Origin of the sequence: Actinacidiphila glaucinigra (genome assembly GCF_900188405.1) — a bacterium.
Taxonomy (GTDB): Bacteria; Actinomycetota; Actinomycetes; order Streptomycetales; family Streptomycetaceae; genus Actinacidiphila; species Actinacidiphila glaucinigra.
The window spans coordinates 245,861-268,340 of sequence record NZ_FZOF01000005.1 but is presented as its reverse complement, the minus strand read 5'-3'; the positions used below and the strand labels follow the sequence as shown (position 1 = coordinate 268,340).

At 73.7% G+C, this 22,480-nt stretch carries 22 protein-coding genes; 9 read left to right on the top strand and 13 right to left on the bottom strand.

The features are described 5' to 3' along the window. Nucleotides 1–27: 27 nt before the first annotated feature. From CHF15_RS12435 to CHF15_RS12420, 4 genes are all read right to left on the bottom strand, one after another. Nucleotides 28–921, bottom strand: coding sequence for a carbohydrate ABC transporter permease (locus tag CHF15_RS12435; protein WP_220093283.1), 894 nt, complete (start codon nucleotides 919–921; stop codon nucleotides 28–30). Between the two features lies 1 nt (nucleotide 922). Then, nucleotides 923–1,885: a carbohydrate ABC transporter permease gene (locus tag CHF15_RS12430; RefSeq protein ID WP_089223789.1), complete on the bottom strand. Its 963-nt coding sequence runs from the start codon at nucleotides 1,883–1,885 to the stop codon at nucleotides 923–925. A 9-nt stretch (nucleotides 1,886–1,894) separates the two neighbouring features. Next, a complete protein-coding gene (locus CHF15_RS12425; protein WP_089223788.1) occupies nucleotides 1,895–3,166 on the bottom strand; it encodes an extracellular solute-binding protein in 1,272 nt (423 codons plus the stop codon). Nucleotides 3,167–3,294: 128 nt separating this feature from the next. Next, nucleotides 3,295–4,317 (bottom strand): LacI family DNA-binding transcriptional regulator, encoded by a 1,023-nt coding sequence (locus CHF15_RS12420; RefSeq protein WP_089223787.1) that lies wholly within the window; start codon nucleotides 4,315–4,317, stop codon nucleotides 3,295–3,297. A 436-nt stretch (nucleotides 4,318–4,753) separates the two neighbouring features. On the opposite strand from CHF15_RS12420, the gene CHF15_RS12415 reads away from it, so the two are divergent. Next, complete coding sequence (locus CHF15_RS12415) at nucleotides 4,754–5,644, top strand: GNAT family N-acetyltransferase (RefSeq protein ID WP_245938795.1); 891 nt, start codon at nucleotides 4,754–4,756, stop codon at nucleotides 5,642–5,644. Between the two features lie 235 nt (nucleotides 5,645–5,879). On the opposite strand, the gene CHF15_RS12410 is transcribed toward CHF15_RS12415, so the two are convergent. Then, the gene (locus CHF15_RS12410) at nucleotides 5,880–6,671 is read right to left on the bottom strand and encodes a class I SAM-dependent methyltransferase (protein WP_089223786.1); all 792 of its coding nucleotides are present in this window, start codon (nucleotides 6,669–6,671) and stop codon (nucleotides 5,880–5,882) included. Nucleotides 6,672–6,721: 50 nt separating this feature from the next. Further along, nucleotides 6,722–7,477, bottom strand: a complete 756-nt coding sequence (locus tag CHF15_RS12405; RefSeq protein WP_089223785.1) for an SDR family NAD(P)-dependent oxidoreductase — start codon at nucleotides 7,475–7,477, stop codon at nucleotides 6,722–6,724. A 92-nt stretch (nucleotides 7,478–7,569) separates the two neighbouring features. On the opposite strand from CHF15_RS12405, the gene CHF15_RS12400 reads away from it, so the two are divergent. Continuing rightward, nucleotides 7,570–8,211, top strand: a complete 642-nt coding sequence (locus tag CHF15_RS12400) for a TetR/AcrR family transcriptional regulator (protein ID WP_089223784.1) — start codon at nucleotides 7,570–7,572, stop codon at nucleotides 8,209–8,211. A gap of 16 nt (nucleotides 8,212–8,227) precedes the next feature. Here CHF15_RS12400 and CHF15_RS12395 read toward each other — a convergent pair whose 3' ends face one another. From CHF15_RS12395 to CHF15_RS12380, 4 genes are all read right to left on the bottom strand, one after another. Next, the gene (locus CHF15_RS12395) at nucleotides 8,228–9,070 is read right to left on the bottom strand and encodes an aldo/keto reductase (RefSeq protein ID WP_245938794.1); all 843 of its coding nucleotides are present in this window, start codon (nucleotides 9,068–9,070) and stop codon (nucleotides 8,228–8,230) included. 78 nt (nucleotides 9,071–9,148) lie between these two features. Further along, a complete protein-coding gene (locus CHF15_RS12390; RefSeq protein WP_089223783.1) occupies nucleotides 9,149–9,949 on the bottom strand; it encodes a rod shape-determining protein in 801 nt (266 codons plus the stop codon). Beyond that, nucleotides 9,946–10,317: a TraR/DksA family transcriptional regulator gene (locus tag CHF15_RS12385; RefSeq protein WP_245938793.1), complete on the bottom strand. Its 372-nt coding sequence runs from the start codon at nucleotides 10,315–10,317 to the stop codon at nucleotides 9,946–9,948. Before CHF15_RS12385 ends, CHF15_RS12390 begins: the two co-directional genes overlap by 4 nt. Before the next feature lie 30 nt (nucleotides 10,318–10,347). Then, nucleotides 10,348–10,698: a TraR/DksA C4-type zinc finger protein gene (locus CHF15_RS12380; protein WP_410169635.1), complete on the bottom strand. Its 351-nt coding sequence runs from the start codon at nucleotides 10,696–10,698 to the stop codon at nucleotides 10,348–10,350. Between the two features lie 351 nt (nucleotides 10,699–11,049). Between CHF15_RS12380 and CHF15_RS12375 the strand changes: the two genes are divergently transcribed. The 6 genes from CHF15_RS12375 (at nucleotide 11,050) to CHF15_RS12350 (ending at nucleotide 16,892) form a co-directional block, all read left to right on the top strand. Continuing rightward, nucleotides 11,050–12,006 (top strand): sensor histidine kinase, encoded by a 957-nt coding sequence (locus tag CHF15_RS12375; RefSeq protein WP_089223782.1) that lies wholly within the window; start codon nucleotides 11,050–11,052, stop codon nucleotides 12,004–12,006. Continuing rightward, nucleotides 12,003–12,668 (top strand): response regulator, encoded by a 666-nt coding sequence (locus CHF15_RS12370; RefSeq protein WP_089223781.1) that lies wholly within the window; start codon nucleotides 12,003–12,005, stop codon nucleotides 12,666–12,668. The genes CHF15_RS12375 and CHF15_RS12370 overlap by 4 nt, the downstream gene beginning before the upstream one ends. A 52-nt stretch (nucleotides 12,669–12,720) precedes the next feature. Next, a complete protein-coding gene (locus CHF15_RS12365; protein ID WP_089223780.1) occupies nucleotides 12,721–13,149 on the top strand; it encodes a hypothetical protein in 429 nt (142 codons plus the stop codon). Nucleotides 13,150–13,213: 64 nt separating this feature from the next. Further along, nucleotides 13,214–15,469, top strand: a complete 2,256-nt coding sequence (secD, locus tag CHF15_RS12360) for a protein translocase subunit SecD (protein WP_089223779.1) — start codon at nucleotides 13,214–13,216, stop codon at nucleotides 15,467–15,469. 131 nt (nucleotides 15,470–15,600) lie between these two features. After that, nucleotides 15,601–16,425, top strand: coding sequence for an LLM class F420-dependent oxidoreductase (locus CHF15_RS12355; RefSeq protein WP_089223778.1), 825 nt, complete (start codon nucleotides 15,601–15,603; stop codon nucleotides 16,423–16,425). A 26-nt stretch (nucleotides 16,426–16,451) separates the two neighbouring features. Beyond that, nucleotides 16,452–16,892, top strand: a complete 441-nt coding sequence (locus tag CHF15_RS12350) for a TIGR03668 family PPOX class F420-dependent oxidoreductase (RefSeq protein ID WP_089223777.1) — start codon at nucleotides 16,452–16,454, stop codon at nucleotides 16,890–16,892. Between the two features lie 27 nt (nucleotides 16,893–16,919). On the opposite strand, the gene CHF15_RS12345 is transcribed toward CHF15_RS12350, so the two are convergent. Further along, nucleotides 16,920–19,433 carry an excinuclease ABC subunit UvrA gene (locus CHF15_RS12345; RefSeq protein ID WP_089223776.1) on the bottom strand — a complete coding sequence of 838 codons (2,514 nt, stop codon included), beginning with the start codon at nucleotides 19,431–19,433 and terminating at the stop codon, nucleotides 16,920–16,922. 130 nt (nucleotides 19,434–19,563) lie between these two features. Next, on the bottom strand, nucleotides 19,564–20,439 hold the full coding sequence (locus CHF15_RS12340; protein WP_089223775.1) for a LysR family transcriptional regulator: 876 nt from the start codon (nucleotides 20,437–20,439) through the stop codon (nucleotides 19,564–19,566). A gap of 191 nt (nucleotides 20,440–20,630) precedes the next feature. On the opposite strand from CHF15_RS12340, the gene CHF15_RS12335 reads away from it, so the two are divergent. Then, the gene (locus tag CHF15_RS12335; RefSeq protein ID WP_089223774.1) at nucleotides 20,631–21,488 is read left to right on the top strand and encodes an aldo/keto reductase; all 858 of its coding nucleotides are present in this window, start codon (nucleotides 20,631–20,633) and stop codon (nucleotides 21,486–21,488) included. Between the two features lie 62 nt (nucleotides 21,489–21,550). Here CHF15_RS12335 and CHF15_RS12330 read toward each other — a convergent pair whose 3' ends face one another. Beyond that, nucleotides 21,551–22,318: an NPP1 family protein gene (locus CHF15_RS12330; RefSeq protein WP_089223773.1), complete on the bottom strand. Its 768-nt coding sequence runs from the start codon at nucleotides 22,316–22,318 to the stop codon at nucleotides 21,551–21,553. Nucleotides 22,319–22,480 lie beyond the last annotated feature (162 nt).

Below are 22,480 nucleotides of genomic sequence, written 5' to 3'. Positions count from 1 at the left end.
CCGGTGGTGCGGTCGTTCACAGCGAGTTCAGCCCTTCGTGGCGGAATCGAGGTCGGTGGAGGTGAAGCGGCTCTGGAAGACGAGGTACAGGGCCACCGCGGGCGCGGCCAGCACGCAGGCGCCGGCGAGGATGGCGCCGAACGGGTTGGCGGCGGCGGAGGAGACGGTGCTGATGTAGTTGGCCAGCGAGACGGCCAGGGGCTGCATGTCCTGCTCCTTGGTGACCAGGAACGGCCACAGGAACTCGTTCCACGGCCCGGTGAAGCTCAGCAGCACCACGGAGGCGAGCGCCGGCTTGCACAGCGGGATCGCGATCCGGAACAGGATCTGCAGCTCGCCCGCGCCGTCGATGCGCGCGGCCTCGAACATCGCCTGCGGCAGCTGCAGGAAGAACTGCCGGAAGATGAAGACCGCGCTGGTGTTGATGGCGAACGGCAGGATGATCCCGATGTAGGAGTCGGCCAGTCCGTAGTCGCGGACGATCAGCACGTACAGCGGGATCATCAGCAGCTGGAACGGGACGACCTGCACCAGCAGGACCAGCGCGAAGGTGGACCCCTTGCCCCGGAAGTGGAGCCGAGCCAGGGCGTATCCCGCCAGCAGACCGAAGACGGTGGTGCAGACGATCACGCCGCCGGTGAAGATCCCGGAGTTGATCAGGGAACGGCCCAGCGAGATCGCCGAGTTGATCTCCGCGTAGTTGTGCAGGGAGAGGTTCCCCGGTCGCGGGAACGCCCCGGCGGGGCTGCTGTCGGGCTCGCGCTGCAGCGAGCCGACGAGCATGTAGTAGAAGGGGAAGAGGAAGGCGAAGGCGCCGGCGAGCAGCGCCAGTCGCGACAGGATCCGGCGGGCGCGGGAGTGCGTGTGCGGACTGTGCCCTGCCGGGCGGCGGTTGTTTGCGGGAGCGTGGACGTCGGTCATGTCAGTCCCTCTCCAGCCATCGGCGGTAGACGAGGGAGATGCCGGTGATCAGCACGACGAGGATCACGCCGATCGCCGCCGCCTCGTCCGGGTGGCCCTGCTGCAGACCGCGCTGGTACATCAGCAGCACCGGTGAGGTGGTCGCCCCGTCGGGGCCGCCGCCGCTGGTCAGCAGATAGGGCTCGGTGAACAGGTTCGCCCCGGTCACCGTCGCCAGGACCAGCACGAGCAGGGTGGCGGTGCGCACCGCCGGAACGGTGATCGACCAGAACATCCGCGCCTTGCCCGCGCCGTCGAGCGCGGCGGACTCGTACAGCTCGCCGGGCACGTTCTGCAGCGCCGACAGGTAGAGCACGATGAAGAAGCCGAGCTGCTTCCAGGCGACGAACAGCGCGATGGTCGGCATCGCCAGATGCGAGTTGACCAGCCACGACGGGTCCGGTGCGAGCGGCCCGAGCGCCTTGTTGACCAGGCCGTTGGAGTTGAACAGGAACAGCCACACGCCGACGACCGCGACACTGGCGGTGATGTACGGGACGTAGTAGGCCGTGCGGAAGAACGTGCGCGCCCGCAGCTTGGAGTTGAGGGCGGTGGCGAGCACGAGGGACGCCGCCACCGTCAGCGGCACATTGATGACCAGGAAGACCGCGATGTTGCCGAAGGAACGCCACACGTCCGGATCCGTGAGGACGGAGGTGTAGTTGGCGAACCCCACGAAGGGGCGGTCCACCTGGGCGCCCGGCGCGGCGAAGAAGTAGTCGTGGAAGGAGATCCATACCGCGAAGCCGAGCGGGTACAGGAAGATCGCGGCCAGGTACAGGAGGTACGGGGAGACGAAGGCCAGGCCGATGGGCTGCCGGCCGGCGAACCGCGACCTGCGCGGCCGTTGCCCGCGGTCGGTCCGGGGGCGGGCCCCGCCCCGGGCGGACCCGGGGCGGAGGACGTCATGGTGCGTGGAGGACATGGCCGTGACTCACTGCTTCGCCAGGCCGTCGACCTTGCCCGCGGCCTCGCGGAAGGCGCTCTCGACGTCGCCCTTCCCGAAGATCACGGACTTGGTGTAGGCGTCGCGGAACGTCTGCCAGATCTCGACGGAGTTCGGCACGTTCGGGGCTTCGACGGTGCGGTCGGCCTGCTCCGCGAAGGTCTTGTAGTCCGGGTGTGAGGCGAAGTAGTCGGGGTACGCGGCCGCGAGGCCCTGCCGCATCGGCATCTGGCCGGTGGCCTCCAGCAGCTTGCCGTCCTGCTCCTTGCTGGTGGCGAACTTCAGCACGTCCCAGGCCGTGCCCTTGTTCTTGCACGCGGTGAACATGCCGATGGACTTCTCGTCGCTGAAGGTGCCCTTGGCCTCCGCGCCGGTCGCGGTGGGCACCGGCACGGCGCCCCACTTGACCTTGTCGCCGTAGACCGAGACGGCCCACGGGCCGACGATCGCCATGGCGGACTTGCCGTCGGCGAAGGCGTCACCGTTGTACTGCTCGTTGGGGGCCAGGCGGTCCGCGTACATCGTCTTCCAGAACTCGGCGGCCTTGATCCCGTCGGGCGAGGCGAACTGGGCCTTGCCGTCCTCGACGAGCTGCTTGCCGGTCTGGGCGGCGAAGAGCGGGTAGAAGTCGAACCAGGACTGGTAGAACTCCGAGGTGGGAGCCGGCCAGATGGCGGCGTGCACCCCGCCCTCGACCAGGGCGCGCGAGGTGGTCAGGAAGTCCTGGTAGGTGGAGAGCTTGGGGTGCTCGGCGTCGAGCCCGGCCTTCTTGAACAGGTCCTTGTTGTAGAAGATCATGACGGGGTTGCTCTTCCAGGGCATCTGGTAGTGCTTGCCGTCGGGCGACGCGTACTGGGAGAGCCGTTCGCCGGTCCGCTCCTCGAGGTACTTCTTCCCACCCGGGAAGTCGTCCAGGGCCACCAGGCCGCCCTGCTTCTGGAAGCCGGGCACGGCCGCGGGAGCGGTGTTGAGGATCAGGCACGGGGCGTTGCCGGCCGTGATGGCCGCGCCGATGACCTCCTCGGAGCTCTTGCCCGCGGGTATCTCCTGCGCCTTCACCTTCTCGTCGGGGTGGGCGGCGTTCCAGGACGCGACCATGCTCTTGCCCCAGGCGACCTCCTGGGCGTTGTTGGAGTACCAGACCGTGATCGGGCCGTGGGCGTCGCCGCCCGCGGCGGAGTCCGACCCGCCGCTGCCGCACGCTGCGAGCGGCACGGTCAAGGCGACGGCGGAGAGGACGGTCAGGACGGTTTTCTTCATTGCGGTGGCTCCGTGTTCTCAAGGGGTGGGAAGCGGCCGTTCCGGGGCGTCGTCCTGCCTCGGTGACGGCCCTCCGGGGAGCGGAGAACGTCGTGGGCGCGACGGGCGCGCTTCGGCGGGTGTGGTGGTCAGGGGCGGGCGGGCGCCGGTCCCGTGGAGTCGCGCACCATGAGCGCGGCCGGGTCCAGTTCCACGTGCGGGGTGGTGCCGTGCTCGATGGTCTCGATGAGGGCGCGGGTGGCGGCCCGGCCCCAGCTGGCGGCGTCGGCGCGGCAGGTGGTCAGCGAGGGTCGGGTCCAGGAGGCCAGCGGTACGTCGTCGAAGCCGACCACCGACAGGTCGTCGGGCATCCGCAGGCCGGCTTCCTGCGCCACGGCCATGCCCGCGGTCGCGGAGAGGTCGTTGGCGTACACGATGGCGGTGGGCCGGTCGCCCCGTGTGATCAGCGCCTGCGTGGCGAGCGCGCCGCCCTCGGCGGTGAAGCCGCCCGGCAGCACCGGGCCCTGGGGCAGGCCCGCCTCCGCGAGCGCGTCCCGCCAGGCGCCGAGCCGCCGCTGGGCGTGCAGGTACTCCGCGGGGCCCGCGACATAGGCGATGTGGCGGTGGCCGAGTCCGACGAGGTGGTGGACGGCGCCCGCGACCACGGGACGGTCGTCCAGGTTGACCGTGGCGATGCCCTCGACGCCGTCGTCGGCGCCGACGGCCACGGCGGGCAGGCCGAGTTCCCGCAGCAGCTCCGGGCGCGGGTCGCCCACCCGCAGGTCGGTGAGGAACACCCCGTCGACGCGCTGGTCGTCCACCAGGCGGCGGTAGGTGTCCATCTCGTTGCGGGGGCTCGTCACGTGCAGCATGAGGCCGTCGCCCGACTCGGATATGACCGACTCGATGCCCGCCATGAAGGCGGGGAAGAAGGGGTCGGTGCCGATCAGGTCGGGCTCGCGGGTCAGGACCAGGCCGACGGCCCTGGCCCGTCCGGTCGACAGTGCGCGGGCGCTGCGGCTCGGCGTCCAGCCCAGCTGCCCGGCCGCGGCGCGCACCCGTTCCTGGGTCGCGGCGGCCACGCCGGGGCGGTCGTTGAGAACGAAGGAGACCGTCGCCCGGGACACACCCGCCAGTTGGGCGACATCGGCGATCGTGGGGCGTCGGGCCATGCGGACTCTCCGTGTACGGCGGCGGAAGGGGGGCCACATCCGCAGCCGCAGGTTCCGTCGACCGGCGTGCCCCGCGGGGCACGCCGTCCGGCGGCACCTTTGGCGCCGGAGGCAGCACGTTCTGGCACTCGCATACCGGGGCAACCAACGCGAAAGGATGATGTCATCTCGCGTTTGAACCGGTTTAAACGAGCGATGTGGGAACCATGAACCCCAGGGGGCGGAGTGTCAAGGGGCTGCTTTCGGTTGGGGAGTTGTATGTGGCAAGTGTGGCGATAAGTCTGAAATGTCGAGAGGCTCCGCCGTCACCGCGGATCGAGTGCGCGGCGACGCTGTGTAACGACCCGTGAGACCGTCGGTGTGCCGTGCAGGCCTGCTGCTACCGTCTGCCCAACCCCCCGGCCCGCGGCGGACGGAGCGAGCGACGGAAACGGATGTGTTCCCCGACACGGTCCTGCGCACCGAGCGGTTCGTCCTGCGCCCGTTCACCCCGGACGACGCCCACGACACCTGGGCGAGCTGCGTGGACCCCCTCACCCAGCGGTGGCTGCCCCTGCCCCGGCCCTACACGCCCGAAGAGGCGATGGCCTGGTGCACGACGGGCTCCCACGCCCTGCGCGCGTCGGGCGACGGCATCCACTTCGCCGTCGCCGAGCGGGACGGCGGGCGTCTGGTGGGCACCGTCGGCCTGAAGCGCACCGACTGGCGGGTGCGGACGAGCGAGGTGGGTTACTGGGTCTCGCCCTGGGCGAGAGGACGCGGCATCGCCGCGGAGGCGACCCGGGCGCTGGCGACATGGCTGCTGGCCGAACAGGGCTTCCGGCGCCTGGAACTGCGCGCGGCGACGGGCAACACCGCGTCCCAGCGCGTCGCCGCGAAGGCCGGCCTGCGCCGCGAAGGCGTCCTGCGCGACGCGGGTTTCGTGCACACCGGCCAGGTCGACCTCGTCGTGTTCTCCCTGGTGCCCGGCGACTTGGCGGTTGCGCCGGCGGAGAACCGGAGCGTGGTCGCGGACGGGTCGCCGACCGAAGCGGAACTGGACGGCATCGAGGAGCGCGCCGCGAGCGCGTCGCCCGGCCCCTGGACGCCACTGCTGGAGACCCGGGCGGGGATCGGCGGGGCGAGTTTCCTCCAGGTCGGGGCGGCCGGTGGTGCGGGCGACGAGGAGTTGCACCTCACCAGGGTCACCGCCGGGCGCGAGGTCGCCGGCCCGGACGAACAGCTCGACGCCGACCTCGACTTCATCGCCTCCGCCCGCCAGGACGTGCCCCGGCTGCTCGCCGAGGTGCGCCGGCTGAGGGCCGCGCTTGCGGCGGAGAACTCCTGAAGACGCCTCAGGCCCCCGCCGCGTCATTGCGGTGGGGGCCCGACTCATGGCGATGAGGACTCCTGCAGGGAGAAGCGGAGCCCTCCGACTGCACCACCGTCCAGCCTGGTCGCGGGACCGCGCGGGCGCATGTCGCGCTGGGCCGTACGGGTGATGTCCCCGTGTGCGGCCCCGGTCCGTCGGCCGGGGTCTTCGAACGGTACGGCGCGGGCTCCGAGCATCGCGCCGGCACTGCCTAGAGCGGCGACCGGCCCCAGGCCGTGAGCATGCCGGGGGGCAGGTCGGCGCACTCCGGGGAGTCCAGGTGACGCACCGCCTCGTCGACGAGGGCGTCGTCGACGAGGCCCGTGGCGATCATGGTCGATCGTGTCCGGTCCAACGTCTGCGCCCAGAACCGGCTGATCGCACTGCCCGGTACGAGAGGCGGCACGTGGATCTCGGCCGCCACCGACCGGAGCCCCGCCGCCCTGAGCATCTCGGGGTAGCGGGGCACCCGGGAGACGTCGGTGCCGATCGAGTCGCGCAGCCCCCGCCACATCGCCCGCATGACCAGTGTGTACGGCGTGTCGGGGGCGTCGGCGGTGGTGAGGTCCACGGCGTCGCCGACCACCAGGACGCCGCCGGGGGCGAGCAGGCGGCCGAGCGTGGCGATCATGCGCTCCGGCGACGGCAGGTGCATCAGCACGAACCGCGCGTGGACGAGGTCGAACCGTCCCGGCGGGAAGTCGTCCGCGGTGACGTCCGCCTGCCGCACCGTGAGGCCCGGCGTCGGGTATGCCGCAAGGAAGCGCACGTCCCGGTCGACGGCGAGCACCTCGGAGACGCCGGCCTCGCGCAGCAGCCTGCGCGCCACGGTGCCCGTGCCGGCGCCTACGTCCAGGCAGCGCCATCCGGGGCCCGCCCCGAGCTGCCGCAGGCGGGCGAGCGTGGTGTCGTCGAACGTGGCGGCGGCGAGGTCGACGCGGTCGCCCTCACCGGCGTCCTCCGGGCTGAAGAAGCGCTCGCCGTAGCGACCGGCGCTGGTCATGCCCTCATTGTGGCAACGGGCCGACGCGGCCACACGTCGGCGGCCGGTCGCTACACCGCGGTGTACCCGCCGTCGACGGTGAGCGTGGCGCCGTGGATCTGCGAGGCCTCGTCGCTCGCCAGGAACACGACGGCCGAGGCCACCTCCGCCGGGGTGCCGGCGCGGCGCGCGGGCATGCGGGAGATGATCGGCGTCAGCTGCTCCTCCCTCGCCGCGACCTTCTCCGTCAGGGTGGGACCGGGAGCCACGGTGTTGACCCGGACCCCGTGCGGACCGTACTCCGCGGCCCACGAAGTCGTCAGCGAGTGCACGGCCGCCTTGGTCATGCTGTAGAGCGCCGAATGCGCCATGCCCCGCATGCCGTTGATGGACCCCAGGTTGACCACGGCGCCGTGTCCGCGCTCGGCCATGGGCGGGGCCAGCAGGCCGGTGAGGAGGAACACCGACCGCACGCTCACCGCCAGCGCCTGGTCGACGGTCTCCTGCGGGACCTCGGCGGTCGGCGTCGGCGTGAGCAGGAGTGCCGCGTTGTTGACGAGGACGTCGATCCGTCCGCCCGCCGCCGCGAGCGCGCCGGTGGCGAGGCGGCCGACGGCGTCGGCACCGCCCGACAGGTCGGCGCCGACGAACGCCGCCGAGCCGCCGTCCTTCTCGATGCGTGCCACCACGTCGGCACCGCGGGCCTCGTCGCGTCCGCTGACGACGACGAACGCGCCCTCGGCGGCCAGGGCCGCCGCGATGGCGGCGCCGAGGCCCGTGGTGGAACCGGTGACCAGGGCCGTCCGCCCGGTGAGTCGCTGGGTCATGTGCCGCGCCTTTCTCCGTGAACCGGCTGGGAACGGCCAAGGTGCCACCCAAAAAATGGACCTGCAAGTCCAGAAAGTGGCACGATGAGGGCATGGCACCACGACTCACGGCCAAGGGCGCCGCCACCCGGCAACGCATCGTCGAGGGGGCCGCGGAGCAGATCCGCGAGCGCGGCGCGACCGAGACCACCCTGGACGACATCCGCGCCCGTACGGCCACCAGCAAGAGCCAGCTCTTCCACTACTTCCCCGGCGGCAAGGAGGAACTGCTGCTCGCCGTCGCCCGGCACGAGGCCGGCCGGGTGCTGTCCGACCAGCAGCCGCACCTCGGCGCGCTCACCTCGCGGCAGGCCTGGTACGACTGGCGGGACGCGGTCGTCGACCGCTACCGGCGGCAGGGGCAGCAGTGCCCGCTCGGCACGCTCGTCTCGCAGCTGAGCCCCGCGACGCCCGGGGCGCAGGCCGTCACCAGGGAACTCCTCGGGTCCTGGCAGGCCCAGATCACCAGCGGCATCCGGGCCATGCAGGAGAAGCGGGAGATCCCCCCGGAACTGGACGCCGACCGTGCCGCGGCCGCCCTGCTCGCGGGCATCCAGGGCGGTGTCTCGATCCTGATGTCGACGGGCTCGCTCACCCACCTGGAGGTCGCCCTCGACCTGGGCATCGAACGGCTCCTCGTCGCACCGGCACCGGCACCGGCACCAGCACCCGCACCCGCACCGCCGCCCCGCTGACCCGGCGCGGCGCCGCTCAGAGGACCTCCAGCGGGACGGGCCCGCGGGGCGGCGGGAAGGCCGCGTCCAGCGCCGCCAGCGCGTCCGGGGGAAGCCGTAGGTCCACCGCGGCGCGGTTCTCCCGCACGTGCTCGGGCCGCCCCGAGCGGGGGATCGCCGCCACGCCCTGCTCCAGCACCCACGCCAGTGCCACCTGGGCGGGCGTGGCGCCGAGGCCGTCCGCCACGGCCCGCAGCGGTGCCGAACGCAGCAACCGGCCCTGCTCGACGGGGGAGTACGCCATCACGCCGGCCCGGTTGCGCCGGCACCACGGGAGCAGGTCCCACTCGATGCCGCGCCGGGTGAGGTTGTAGAGCACCTGGTCCACCGCCACCGCCGACCCGCCCGGAACGGCGGCCAGTTCGGCCATCTCCCCGGCGTCCAGGTTGCTGACCCCCCAGGTGCGGATCTTGCCGGCGGCCATCAGCTCGGTGAACCCGGCGAGGGTCTCCTGCAGCGGATGCCGCCCCCGCCAGTGCAGCAGGTACAGGTCCAGGATGTCCGTGCGGAGCCGTCGCAGACTCGCCTCGCAGGCCGCGGCGACGCCACGGCGGTCGGCGTGGTCCGGGAGCACCTTGCTCACGAGGAACACCTCGGCACGACGTCCCGCGATGGCCTCCCCGACCAGTTCCTCCGACGCGCCGTCGCCGTACATCTCCGCGGTGTCGACGATCGACATGCCCAGGTCCAGACCGAGCCGCAGCGCGGCGACCTCCTCGCGGCGGCGCCCCGGGTCCTCACCGAGGTACCAGGTGCCCTGGCCGAGCGCGGGGACGTCCCGCGAGGACAGCCGGACCGTACGCATCGACGCTGCCGCCATCCCTGCCTCCCCGGCACGACACACCTTCAGGCCACCACCCCGCATCCGGACCCGCAACCCGGTGGAGGGCGACGGCCGCTACTCCGGCACCGGTGCGGGCACGTCGCCGGTGGACGACGGGTGGCGGCGGGCGGATCCGAGCAGTTCGGCGGCTCCGCGCACCGCCGCGGTGTCCGGCGCCGGTACGACCTTGACGGGTACGTCGAGCAGGCGCGCGAGACGGCGGACGAACCCGGGGCGCACCGCGCCGCCGCCGGCCAGGAGGACGCCGCGCGCCGCGGCGGGCGGCTCGGCCGTCGTCCGGTCCCCGTCCACGACGGTCGCCACCATGGCCGCGACCGCGTCGACGAGGCGTGCGGAGGCGGGGTCGTCGTCGAGGCCGCAGGCGCCGAGCGCGACGCGTTGTGCGTCGGTCACCACGCCGTCGACGAGCAGGACCGTCTCCGTGAACCGGGCACCGGCGTCCACCACGAGCAGCGGGCGGGACAGGTCCTCGCGGGCCGCCAGCGCCACCGCACGCGCCGTCGGCACGGTCAGCACGGCGCGCGGCCGCAGGACCTCCACGGCGGCCCGGGCCGCCGCCCGGCAGGGCACACCGTCCAGCACGGGCGTTGTCAGCACCACCAGCGGACGGCCGAGCCGGGGCGGCCCGTGGCGGAGCAGCCGGTCGAGCATCCGGGCGGTGCCCGCCACGTCGACGGCGTGGCGGCGGAAGGGGTGGAGGGTGCGCGGGCCCCGGTCCGGGCCGGCGTCGGGGAACGTCACCGTGGGGACGTCGAGCACCATGCCCCCGCCGAGCGCCCAGACCCGTGTGCGGGCACTGCCGAGGTCGACGGCGAGACCCGTCCACCGGCGCTCCGGCGGCCACGGCGTGCTCATCCCGCGGCCCCCCTCGCCTGCCGGCAGCGGCCGCAGTAGCGGGCCTGGGGGACGACCACCAGATGGGTCAGCGGGATCGGCCCGCGGCACAGCGGGCAGATCCCGTACCGTCCCTCCCGCATGCGTTCCAGGGCCGCCTCGACGTCGGCGAGCACCATCCGGGCGGAAGCGGCGAGCGCGGCGCGGACCTCCTCCCGGGCCGCCGCCCGCCCGTCGGGCGGCCGGTGCGCGGGGGCCGGCACGGGCGCACCGATCTGCCGCAACTGCTCCCGGCGGAAGAGGCGTTGCTCGTGGAGGCTCGCGCGCAGTGCGGCGAGGTCCTCGGCGGACAGTTGCATGGCGCGGTCGTCCGCGGTCCGGTGGTTCACCACGTCACCTCTCTCCGGCCGGTCCTCGGATCACGCGGCACGGCGCCCGCAGGCCACGCAGCAGCGCGCGTACGGGAGGATCTCCAGGCGCTCGGCCGGTATGGGCCCGGCGCAGTCGGGGCACACCCCGTAACTGCCGTCCTGGAGGCGCGCGAACGCGGCCTCGATCTCCCCCAGCACCCGCTGGATGGCCTCCTTCTGCACGACCATGACGTGGTCGTCCGCCGCCCAGCCGGCCTCGGCGACGGCACGGAGCTGGGTCAGCCGGGTGTCGCGCTCGTGCTCGAGTCGCTGACGGACCTCGTGCGCGGCCATGCGGCCGGTCGGGGTCTCGGGCCGGGGTTCGGGCCGGGGTCCGGGCCGGGCGGTGTCGGGGGACACGGCGTGCTCCTTCCGGGGAGGGGATGCGCGGGCGGCCGGCGCCGAGGGAGGCGCCGGCCGGGACCACGCGGGGGGTCACCTCCCACCGTCGCCGAACGGGCGGCTTCTGCCCATCGGCCGTGACACCCATCTCCTGTGGGTACCGGACCCCATCCGCGGGCCGGCCGGCGACCCCATGACCACCCCGGAGATGGGGGTCGCACCCCATCGACCAGGGCACCCCGGCGCGGCAGGCTGGAGGGAGGCCGCCACGACGGCGGCCGCGCCCGCCTGCCGGAACCCGCGGAGGCGGGCGCCAGGTGTGCGCGCGTGAGCGACGAGGGAAGAGCGGGAGAAGGAGGCCGACGTCAGGTGTCCCTGTTCTGGCGGATCTTCGGGCTGAACGCCGTGGTGCTCGGTACGGCCACGGCACTGCTGTTGTGGGCCCCGGTGACCGTCTCCGTACCCGTGGTGCTGGCCGAGGCGGTGATCCTGGTCGGCGGCCTCGCCGTGATGCTGGTCGCCAACGCCGTGCTGCTGCGGGTCGGCCTGGCCCCGCTGGACCGGCTGACCCGGCTGATGACCACCGTCGACCTGCTGCGTCCCGGGCAGCGGTTGCCGGCGAGGCGCGGCCACGGCGGTGTGCCCGAGCTGATCCGCACCTTCAACGCCATGCTGGACCGGCTGGAGGCGGAACGGGCCACCAGCAGCGCCCGCGTCCTGTTCGCGCAGGAGGCCGAGCGCCGCCGCGTCTCCCAGGAGCTCCACGACGAGGTCGGGCAGAGCATGACCGCCGTGCTGCTCGAACTGACCCGGGCCGCCGACCAGGCGCCCGAGCCGCTCCGCGGTGAACTGCAGCAGGCGCAGGAGATCACCCGGGAGAGCCTGGACGAGGTCCGCAGGCTCGCCCGCCGGCTGCGTCCCGCGGTGCTGGACGACCTCGGCCTGGTCAGCGCGCTGACCTCGCTCACCGGTGACTTCGCCACGCACACCGGGCTGGGGGTGCGGCGCCGTTTCGACACCGACCTGCCCTCCCTCGACCACGAGACGGAACTCGTGCTGTACCGCGTCGCCCAGGAGAGCCTGACGAACGTCGCCCGCCACGCCGAGGCCGAACGCGTCGAGGTCAGCCTGCGCCACAGCGGCGACCGCGTCGTGCTCGGCGTCAGCGACGACGGACGCGGCACCGGCATCGTCCACGAGGGCGCCGGCATCCGCGGCATGCGCGAACGGGCCCTGCTCCTCGGCGCCGCGCTCGACATCACCTCCACACCACGGGCCGGCACCCAGGTCCGGCTGACCGTGCCCGCCCCGAGGGAACGCTCATGACCCCGACCGGACCGACCCCGATCCGCATCCTCCTCGCCGACGACCATGCCCTGGTGCGCCGCGGGGTGCGGCTGATCCTCGACCGCGAACCGGACCTGGAGGTCGTCGCCGAGGCCGGCGACGGCGCGGAGGCCATCGCGCTGGCCCGCGCCCAGGACGTCGACCTGGCCATCCTGGACGTGTCGATGCCCCGCCTGACGGGATTGCAGGCGACCCGCGACCTGGCCGCGCTGAAACCCGGGCTGCGCGTCCTGATGCTGACGATGCACGACAACGAGCAGTACTTCTTCCAGGCGCTCAAGGCGGGTGCCTGCGGCTACGTGCTGAAGTCGGTCGCCGACCGCGACCTGGTCGCCGCCTGCCGGGCCGCCATGCGCGACGAGCCCTTCCTCTACCCGGGCGCGGTCACCGCCCTGATCCGCGACTACCTCGACCGCGCCCGCCACGGCGAGGAGACCCCGGAGCACGTGCTGACGGCGCGGGAGGAGGAGGTGCTCAAGCTCGTCGCCGAGGGGCACTCCTCCAAGGAGATCGCCGAGACGCTGGTCATCAGCGTGAAGACCGTGCACCGGCACCGCGCGAACCTGCTGGGCAAACTCGGCCTGCACGACCGGCTGCAGCTCACCCGCTACGCGATAAGGGCCGGCCTCATCGAGGCGTGAGCCCGGCGCCCGGACCCCGCCCCATCCCTGACGACCGACGAGGAGGTGCCGCATGGCACGGCGCCGTGCCCCCGCGGCCCGCCCGCGCGGCTCCCGCCGGTCGGCGAGGGCGGTCGCCGGGACGCTGGCCGCCACCCTGTTCGCCCTCCTCGGGCTCCTCGTCCCGGCCGCCGCCGCGACGGGACCCGGGGACGCCCCGCCGCACCGGGCCGCCGCCGGTGACCTCGACTCCGGGCCGCACGCCGCCGGGCCGCCCGCCGCCCGGCCGTACGCCGACTGCACCGCACCCGCCCGGACGTGGCGCGACGCCCCGGGTGAGCGGCACTCGCCGCCCCTCGACGGCGCGGCCTCCTCCGCCCGGACCGCCCTCCCCTGCCCGCGGTACGTCACGCCGCGACCGGCCGCCGCCGGCACCGCCACCGCGAGCGCGCACGCCTCGCTCCGCCGCGGACGCGCCCCACCCTCCTCCACCGGCATCTGACAGCTCATCACTTCACCCTCGCACGCCGCCCCGCGCGGCTGCGCCATGCCTGCTGGAGGCCCCCGTGACACGCGCCACGCGCGTGCGGGCGTTGCTCGCCCTCGTTGCCGTCGCCCTGTCCCTCTACGTCGCCGCCACCGTGCCGGTCCGCCTCGGGCTGGACCTGCGCGGCGGCACCCAGATCGTCCTGGAGACCCGCTCGACACCCTCGGCGCCCGCCGACGCGGAGGCCACCGCCCGCACCGTCGAGGTGCTGCGCGGCCGCGTCGACGCCCTCGGCGTCGCGGAACCCGCCATCGCACAGTCCGGTGACCACCGGATCATCGTGGAACTGCCCGGCGTCGAGGAGCCGGCGCAGGCCGCCGCCGTCCTCGGCCGCACCGCCCAGCTCACCTTCCACGCCGTGCTCGGCACGGCCGGGGACGCCTCCGCACCGCAGTCCGGGGAACCCGCGGACCGCGTACTCGCCGACGAGTCCGGCCAGTCGCTGCGGCTCCGCGCCGCCTCGCTGACCGGCGGGGACGTCAAGGGCGCGCACGCCCGCTTCGACCAGGACACCGGTGCGGGCTGGACCGTCGACGTCGACTTCAAGGGGGAGGGCCGGGACAAGTGGGCGCGCCTGACCGGGGAGGCGGCCTGCCGCCCGGCGGGCGACCCCGCCCGCCGCGTCGCCATCGTCCTGGACGACAAGGTGATCTCCTCCCCGCAGGTCGACCCGTCGGTGGCCTGCGGCACCGGCATCACCGGCGGGTCGACGCGGATCACGGGCACCTTCGACGACGGCGAGGCCCGCGAACTGGCGCTGCTGATCAGCGGGGGCGCCCTCCCGGTCCCCGTGGAGACCGTCGAGCAGCGCACGGTCGGCCCCACCCTCGGCGCCGCGGCCGTCACGGCCGCCGTCTGGGCCGCCGGGATCGGCACCGCGCTGACCTCGCTGTTCGTCATCGGCGTCTACCGGCTCGTCGGCGCCCTGGCCGTCGTCGCGCTCGCCTGCTACGGCCTGGTCTCCTACGCCGCGCTGGCCGCCCTCGGCGCCACCCTCACCCTGCCGGGACTCGCGGGCTTCGTCCTGGCGATCGGCATGGCCGTCGACGCCAATGTGCTCGTCTTCGAACGGGCCCGGGAGGAGTACGCGGCACGGCGCCGCACGAGCCTGGGGTCCGCGCTGACCGCCGGTTTCCGCAATGCCTTCAGCGCCGTCGCCGACACCAATGTCACCACCCTCATCGCCGCCGCGCTGCTGTTCTTCCTGGGCTCCGGGCCCGTGCGCGGTTTCGGCGTCACCCTCGGCATCGGTGTCCTGGCGTCGATGCTCAGCGCCCTGGTGATCACCCGGGTCCTCGCCGACCTGGCCGTCGCCCGGCCCTCCGTCCGGCGGCGGCCGCAGCTGTCCGGCATCGCGGGCATCGGCGCCGTACGGGAACGGATCACCCGCCGCGACTCGGACCTGATGCGTCGTCCGAGGCGCTGGCTCGCGGTGTCGGCGGCGGTGTTCGTCCTGGCGGGCTCCGGCGTCCTCGTGCGCGGCGCCGACCTCGGGGTGGAGTTCACCGGCGGCCGGCTCGTCGAGTACGCGACGGACCGGCCGGTGGACGCCGACCGGGCGCGCGACGTGCTGGCCGGTGCGGGGTTCCCGCGGGCGGTCGTGCAGACCTCGGGCGAGGACCGTCTCAGCGTGCGCACCCCGGAGCTGACGGAGGCGGAGGAGGACCGCGTCACCGAGGCGATCGGCGACCTCGGCGGGCGGGCCGACAAGCTCCGCGACGAGTCCGTCGGCCCGGGCATCGGCGGGGAGTTGCGGCGCGGTGCCGTCATCGCCCTCGTCGTGGCGCTGGCCGCCCAGCTCCTGTACCTGGCCGCCCGGTTCCGGTGGACGTTCGGCGCGGCGGCGGTGGCCGCCATGGCGCACGACGTCGTCGTCCTGGTGGGGGTGTTCGCCTGGCTCGGCAGGCCTGTCGACGGCGTCTTCGTCGCGGCCCTGCTCACCGTCATCGGCTACTCCGTCAACGACTCGGTGGTCGTCTTCGACCGGGTCAGGGAGCTGGCCCGGCGCGACCGCAAGCGCCCCTTCGCCCAGGTCGCCAACACGGCGATCCTGCAGACGGTGCCCCGTACCGTCAACACCGGGATGGGCGCGGCGTTCATCCTGGCCGCGCTCGCCGTGCTGGGGGAGGGATCGCTCGCCGACTTCGGGCTGGCCCTGCTCATCGGGCTCGCCGTGGGCACCTGGTCCTCCGTCTTCACCGCGGCGCCGCTCGCCGTGGAACTGCACCGGCGCGGGCGGGAGCCGGTGGCCGCGCGCCGCGCGGCGGCCGGCTGAGCGGGCACCGGGCCCGGCAGGGTCCGGCGGCGATGCTCCGCCCGGGTGGTCGAGGGCGCACGGCCACCCGGGCGGGGTAGGCAGCACAGCGGGGCCAACCCCTCGCCGCCGCCGCAACCCACGGAGCCGTCGTGAAAATCGGGATCTCCACCTTCATCACCGACCAGGGCATCCGTCCCGCCCCGCTCGGAACCGCCCTGGAGGAACGGGCGTTCGACTCGCTGTTCATCGCCGAGCACAGCCACATCCCGGTGCGGCGGGAGACCCCCTACCCCGGGGGCGGCGAACTGCCGGAGATGTACTACCGCACCCTGGACCCCTTCGTCGCCCTGTCCGTGATCGCCGCGGTCACCCGGCGCCTGCTGCTGGGCACCGGGATCGCGCTGGTCCCGCAGCGCGACCCGATCCACACGGCCAAGGAGGTCGCCTCCCTCGACCTGGTCTCCGACGGCCGCGCCGTCTTCGGTGTCGGTGTCGGCTGGAACCGCGAGGAGATGCGGAACCACGGCGCCGACCCCGCCACGCGCGGTCTGCTCACCGACGAACGCCTGCGGGCGATCCGCGAGCTGTGGACCTCGGACGAGGCCGAGTTCCACGGCCGGTTCGTCGATTTCGGCCCGGTCTTCGCCTGGCCCAAGCCGGTGCAGCGGCCGCACCCGCCGATCTACGTCGGCGGAGGCGAGGGCGGGTTCCGCCGGGTCGCGGAATTCGGGGACGCCTGGATCGCCAACAGCGACGGACCGGACGACCTCGGCCCGCGCATGGAGCGGCTGCGCGAGGTCGCCGGACGGGACGTGCCCGTGACGGTGTATGCGGTCCGCGGCGGCGAGGAGCACCTGGAGGGCTACCGGCGGCTCGGGGTCGAACGGGTCCTCCTCTACCTGCCGACGCTGCCCGAACGGGAGAGCCTGGAGCACCTGGACCGACTGGCGGCGCTCGCCGACCGGTTCCGCTGACCGGCGGCCACGACGAAGGAGGCCCGATGCCGGTCCTGACGAGCCGCGAGGCGCGAGAGCGCTTCGCCGCCGCACGCGTCGCCCGCCTGGCCACCGCCGACGCCGCCGGAACACCGCACCTGGTGCCCGTGGTCTTCGCCGTGGACGGCGACACGGTCGCGCTGGCCGTCGATCACAAGCCCAAGCGGACCACGCGCCTCAAACGCCTGGCCAACATCGAGGCCAACCCGGCGGTCTGCCTGCTCGCCGACGACTACGACGAGGACTGGGACGTGCTCTGGTGGGCCCGCGCCGACGGCACGGCCCGCGTCCTCCCCCCGGCCGGCGGACCGGCCGCCGGATCCGCCGCGGCCGCCCGCCTCGTCGCCCTGCTGACCGCCAAGTACGGCCAGTACACCGGCCGTCCGCCCGCGGGGCCGCTGGTGGAGATCTGCGTACGGCGCTGGAGCGGCTGGCGGGCCGGGTGAGCCCGGGGGCAGGCGGGCGGTGAGCGGTCAGCCTGTCAGCCGGCGTGCCAGGTAGGGCGCCGTACGGCTCCCGTCCGCCCCGGCCACCTGCGCGGGCCGTCCGGTGGCGACGACCCGGCCGCCCGCGTCCCCGCCGCCGGGGCCCAGGTCGACCACCCAGTCGGCGCCCGCCACGACGCCCATCTCGTGCTCGACCACGAAGACCGAGTGGCCCGCGTCGACCAGCCCGTGCAACTGCCGCATCAGCAGCTCCACATCGGCGGGGTGCAGCCCCGTGGTGGGCTCGTCCAGCAGGTACACGGTGTGCCCGCGGCGGCCGCGTTGCAGTTCCGAGGCGAGCTTGATGCGCTGCGCCTCGCCGCCCGACAGCTCGGTGGCGGGCTGCCCCAGCCGCAGATAGCCCAGCCCCACCTCCTGCAGGGTGCGCAGGCTCCGGGCGACCGGGGGGACGTCCGTGAAGAAGCCGGCCGCCGCGTCCACGGTCATGCCGAGCACCTCCGCGATGTTCCGCCCCCGGTGACGGACGGCCAGCGTCTCCTCGTTGTAGCGGTCCCCGTGGCAGGTCGGGCACGGTGCGTACGTGCCGGGCAGGAACAGCAGCTCGACGGCGACGAACCCCTCGCCCTGGCAGGTCTCGCAGCGGCCGCCCGCGACGTTGAAGGAGAACCGCCCGGCCTTGTAGCCGTGCCGCCGGGCGTCGTCGGTGGCCGCGAAGAGCTTGCGCACCGCGTCGAACAGGCCGGTATAGGTGGCCAGGTTGGAGCGCGGTGTGCGGCCGATGGGCTTCTGGTCCACCCGCACCAGTCGGTCCACCACCTGCAGCCCCTCGGCCAGGACCCCGAACGCCGGCCCGGCGCCGTCGCCGTCCCACGCTGCGCCGTCGTCGCCCTCGTCCGTGTCCGCGGGATCGGCCGCCCCGTCCGCGGTGCCGGCCGGCCCCAGATGTTCGGCCAGCACCCCCGCGAGCACGCCCACCAGCGTGGACTTGCCCGAACCCGACACCCCCGTGATCGCCGTGAACACCCCGAGGGGCAGCTCGACGTCCACACCCCGCAGATTGTGCCGGGTGATGCCCCGCAGGCCCAGCCACGACGACGGCTGCCGTGCGGTGCGGCCGGCGGCCGGATCGGGTCCCGAGGCGAACAGGAAACGGCGGGTGGCGGACTCGGCGACCGCCTCCAGCCCGTCCACCGGGCCGCTGTACAGCACCCGGCCGCCGCGCTCGCCCGCGAGCGGCCCGACGTCGACGATCCAGTCCGCGCGGCGCGCCACGTCCATGTCGTGCTCGACGACGAACACCGAGTTCCCCGCCTCCCGCAGCCGCACCAGGACCGTCAGCAGCGCCTCGCTGTCCGCCGGGTGCAGCCCGGCCGAGGGTTCGTCCAGCACGTACACGACACCGAACAGGCCGGAGCGCAATTGGGTCGCCAGGCGCAGGCGTTGCAGCTCCCCGGGGGAGAGCGTCGGCGTCGTGCGGTCCAGGCTGAGGTAGCCCAGACCGAGTTCGGTGACGACCTCGATCCGGGCGACGAGGTCGGCGCAGAGCGTCGCGGCGATCCCCCGCTGCGGGCCCTCGGGGAGGTCGTCCACCGCGCCCCGGGCGACCGGGCGCAGAACCTCGGCGAGCCGGGCGAGCTGCATCGCGTTGAGTTCGGCGATGGTCCGCCCGGCGAAGGTGACGGCCAGCGACTCCGGGCGCAGCCGGCTGCCGCCGCAGGCGGGGCAGAGCGAGCTTTCCAGGTACCGTTCCGCGCGGGCGCGCAGCGCCGGGCTCTTGGAGTCGGCGAAGGTGTGCATGACGTAGCGCCGCGCGCTCTGGAAGGTGCCCTGGTACGGACGCTGGATCCGCCCGGCCTCCCGGACCGGGTGGACGGTCACCACCGGCTGCTCGTCGGTGAACAGGATCCACTGCCGGTCCTGCGGGGACAGATCGCGCCAGGGCCGGTCGACGTCGTACCCGAGGGTGCGCGTGACGTCCCGGAGGTTCTTGCCGTGCCAGGCGCCCGGCCAGGCGGCGATCGCCCCGTCGCGGATGCTCAGCGAGGGGTCCGGGACCATCAGCTCCTCGGTGGCCCGGTGCACCCGGCCCAGCCCGTGGCACACCGGGCAGGCGCCCGCGGCAGTGTTGGGCGAGAAGGCGTCGGAGTCCACGGCCTCCGCGCCGGGCGGGTAGCGGCCCGCGCGGGAGAAGAGCATCCGCAGCGTGTTGGACAGGGTCGTCACGGTGCCCACGTACGAGCGGGAGGTCGGTGCCCCGCGGCGCTGCTCCAGGGCGACCGCCGGGGGCAGCCCCAGCACGTCGTCGACCGCCGGGGCGCCCACCTGGTGGATGAGCCGGCGGGCGTACGGGGCGACGGACTCGAAGTACCTGCGCTGCGCCTCGGCGTAGATCGTGCCGAACGCGAGCGAGGACTTGCCCGAGCCGGAGACCCCCGTGAACACCGCCAGCGCGTCCCGGGGGACGTCCACGTCGACGTTCCGCAGGTTGTGCTCGCGGGCGCCGCGCACCCGGACGTACGGGTCGTGGGCCGAGGTGTTCATGCCCCTCCGGGGGACGGCGCGGTGGTACGGGACGGGCGGGCGGCGCCGCGCCCCCGGGACCAGTGTGCGCGCGGGTGCGGGCGCCCGCAGGTCCGCGGCGGGGCCGCCGGTGGGGGCGGGAAAGGCGACGTCACGGCAGGTAGGACAGCAGCTTGCGGGCGGCGGGGGAGACCCGGTCCTCCTGGGGCAGGGCGGCCGACACCTCCCAGATGTGGTCCTCGGCCCCCGCCAGCTCCACGGTGCGCAGCCCCGCGGCGTGCTCCTTGCGGGCGATGGGCTGCGGAACGACGGCGATCCCGAGGCCGTGGTGGACCAGGTCGATCAGGCTGTGCACGTCGTTGACCTCCAGGGCGACTCGGCGCTCCACCCGGTTGGCCGCGAAGGCCCGGTCGGTGAGCCCGCGGGCGCCCCAGTCGGGGTGGAAGTCCACGAACTCCTCGCCGCCGAGATCGGCCCAGCCGGCCCTCTGCGCCCCGGCCAGCCGGTGCCCGGGATGGCACAGCAGGACCATCGGGGCCCGGGTGATCGGCCGCAGCCGCACCCCCTCGGGCGCCTCCCCGCTCAGGGCGGTGAACGCCACGTCCAGCCGGCCGCTGGTGATGTCCTGCACCAGGGCCGCCGACCCGGCCTGCCGCAACCGGACCTCGACGCCCGGGTGCCGGGCGCGGAAGCGGGCCAGCAGCGCGGGCACGTCGACCCCGGCCAGGCACTGCTCGGTGCCGATGGTGAGCACACCGCGCATCAGGCCCTGCACCGCCGCCACCGCCTCCTTGGCGGCCCGTACGCTCGCCAGCGTCCGGCAGGCCTCGTCCAGCAGGGCCCGGCCCGCCGCGGTCAGCTCCACGCTGCGGGTACTGCGCACGAACAGGGGCGTCCCGAGCTCCTGCTCCAGGGCGCGCACGGAGGCGGACAGGCCCGACTGCGAGATCATGAGGCGTTCGGCGGCGCGGGTGAAGTGGTGCTCCTCCGCGACCGCGACGAAGTACTCCAGATGGCGTAGCTCCATGATTCAGAAGCCTAGCTCCTGAATGTGTTCGCTTTCTTCTATTGGACGTGTGGGTGCAGCTCCGGCGAGGCTTGCACTGTGCCCGCACGGCCGCGGTCCGTATCCGGTCGTGCCGGCACGCCATCAGTGCGCAATCACTGCGCCGTCGGTACGCAAGCGCCGAGACGCAAGCCGAGAAAGGCCACGGACACATGCAGACTCGCCGCATCGGCGACACCGAGGTCAGCGCGATCGGCCTGGGCGGCATGCCCATGTCGATCGAGGGCCGGCCGGACGAGGCACGGTCCATCGACACCGTCCACGCGGCGCTCGACGCCGGTGTCACCCTGATCGACACGGCGGACGCCTACCACCTGGGCGCTGACGAGGTCGGCCACAACGAGACCCTGATCGCCAAGGCGCTGGCGTCCCACGGGCGCGGCTCCGAGGTCCTCGTCGCCACCAAGGGCGGCCACCTGCGCCCCGGCGACGGCCGCTGGACCCTCGACGGCTCGCCCGAGCACATCAAGCGCGCCTGCGAGGACTCGCTGCGGCGGCTGGGCGTGGAGGCCATCGGCCTCTACCAGTTCCACCGCCCCGACCCCCAGGTCCCGTACGCGGAGTCCGTCGGCGCGGTGCGCGACCTGCTCGACGAGGGCAAGATCCGCATGGCGGGCGTCTCCAACGCGGACCCGGACCAGATCCGGCTGGCCGACGAGATCCTGGGCGGCCGCCTGGTCTCCGTGCAGAACCAGTTCTCCCCGGCCTTCCGCTCCAGCGAGCCGGAGCTCGAGCTGTGCGACCGCCTCGGCATCGCCTTCCTGCCGTGGAGCCCGCTCGGCGGTATCTCCCGGGCCGGCGAACTCGGCTCGGCCTACGCGCCGTTCGCCCGGGTCGCGCAGGCCCACGGGGTCAGCCCGCAGCGCGTGTGCCTGGCGTGGATGCTCGCCAAGTCCCCGTACGTGATCCCGATCCCGGGCTCGAGCCGCCCGGAGACCATCCGCGACTCGGTGGCCGCGGTGGAACTCGTGCTCACCGCCGAGGAGATCGCGGAGCTGGACGCCGTCTGACGCGGCCGTACGCCGGGGCGGGGCGGGGCGGGGCGGTGCGCCGCCCCGTCCCGGCGTACGCGTCAGGCGTTGGGGTCGAACGGGATGCCCGCCGGCTTGGCCTTCGCCAGGTGGGCGTTGAAATTGCCGTCCTTCAGCCCGAAGACCGCGCTGCCGAAGTCGGCCTGGCTCAGCTTGTCGCGCAGGCCCGCGGGGTAGCCGTTCCAGCCGATCAGGTCCGGGAACTGCCAGCCGTGGTAGTGGTTCTCCGGCGGCTCGTCGTTGGTGTTGGCGGGACGGAAGCAGTGCGTGCCCACGCCGTCCTTGTGGTAGACGACCTTGGGGTGGGTCCCGTCCCAGCGGATCTGGTCGCGGCCGTAGACGTTGAAGTTGCCGTGCGCCGAGGTGGACACGTACTGGGCCTGGTCGTCCTTCACCCAGACCACGACGTGCTCCCAGTCGTGGCGGTGGCCGCCGAGGCTGATGCCGGGTATGGCCTGGTCCTTCTCGAAGTAGAGGCCGTAGATGATGGCGCACCAGCCGTTGTTGCACTTGTAGCGGGCGTAGCCGTTGGTGTTGTCCAGGTCCGACTGGTCGCGGCAGTTGCCGTTGAGGGCGCCGGTGGGGTTCAGGCCCGGGTTGATGGTGCCGTCGGGGCCGATGGCGGGGGTGGCGTAGCAGCCGTCCGTGTCGTAGTCGAACGCCGGCTGGAACGTCTGCTCCAAGCCGTCCGCGTTGGCGGGCAGGGCGGTGGGCGGGGCGGCGAAAGCCGTCCCCGGAAGGGCGATCACCAGTGCGACCGCGCTGCCGACGACAGCCGCGACCCTGCCGATACGCGAGCTTCTCTTCACTTGCTTCCTCCTGGTCGACCGCGGTGGGGGAGTGCACGGCCTGATTGACATGCCCGGATCAGCCTGGCCGAACCGCGTTGACGTGTCGAGCCTCGTCGGATGGCCCCTCGATGAAGCGTCAACCAATAGCGGGAGCAGGCCTCTTCGGCCGCGACGTCCGGG

Bases quoted from the DNA above. Each gene is read 5' to 3' on its own strand.
- CHF15_RS12400 (WP_089223784.1), top strand. From the start codon at position 7,570: ATGGCACCACGACTCACGGCCAAGGGCGCCGCCACCCGGCAACGCATC.
- CHF15_RS12345 (WP_089223776.1), bottom strand. From the start codon at position 19,433: ATGAACACCTCGGCCCACGACCCGTACGTCCGGGTGCGCGGCGCCCGC.
- CHF15_RS12420 (WP_089223787.1), bottom strand. From the start codon at position 4,317: ATGGCCCGACGCCCCACGATCGCCGATGTCGCCCAACTGGCGGGTGTG.
- CHF15_RS12390 (WP_089223783.1), bottom strand. From the start codon at position 9,949: ATGAGCACGCCGTGGCCGCCGGAGCGCCGGTGGACGGGTCTCGCCGTC.
- CHF15_RS12335 (WP_089223774.1), top strand. From the start codon at position 20,631: ATGCAGACTCGCCGCATCGGCGACACCGAGGTCAGCGCGATCGGCCTG.
- CHF15_RS12405 (WP_089223785.1), bottom strand. From the start codon at position 7,477: ATGACCCAGCGACTCACCGGGCGGACGGCCCTGGTCACCGGTTCCACC.
- CHF15_RS12365 (WP_089223780.1), top strand. From the start codon at position 12,721: ATGGCACGGCGCCGTGCCCCCGCGGCCCGCCCGCGCGGCTCCCGCCGG.
- CHF15_RS12425 (WP_089223788.1), bottom strand. From the start codon at position 3,166: ATGAAGAAAACCGTCCTGACCGTCCTCTCCGCCGTCGCCTTGACCGTG.
- CHF15_RS12430 (WP_089223789.1), bottom strand. From the start codon at position 1,885: ATGTCCTCCACGCACCATGACGTCCTCCGCCCCGGGTCCGCCCGGGGC.
- CHF15_RS12435 (WP_220093283.1), bottom strand. From the start codon at position 921: ATGACCGACGTCCACGCTCCCGCAAACAACCGCCGCCCGGCAGGGCAC.
- CHF15_RS12340 (WP_089223775.1), bottom strand. From the start codon at position 20,439: ATGGAGCTACGCCATCTGGAGTACTTCGTCGCGGTCGCGGAGGAGCAC.
- CHF15_RS12370 (WP_089223781.1), top strand. From the start codon at position 12,003: ATGACCCCGACCGGACCGACCCCGATCCGCATCCTCCTCGCCGACGAC.
- CHF15_RS12410 (WP_089223786.1), bottom strand. From the start codon at position 6,671: ATGACCAGCGCCGGTCGCTACGGCGAGCGCTTCTTCAGCCCGGAGGAC.
- CHF15_RS12395 (WP_245938794.1), bottom strand. From the start codon at position 9,070: ATGGCGGCAGCGTCGATGCGTACGGTCCGGCTGTCCTCGCGGGACGTC.
- CHF15_RS12350 (WP_089223777.1), top strand. From the start codon at position 16,452: ATGCCGGTCCTGACGAGCCGCGAGGCGCGAGAGCGCTTCGCCGCCGCA.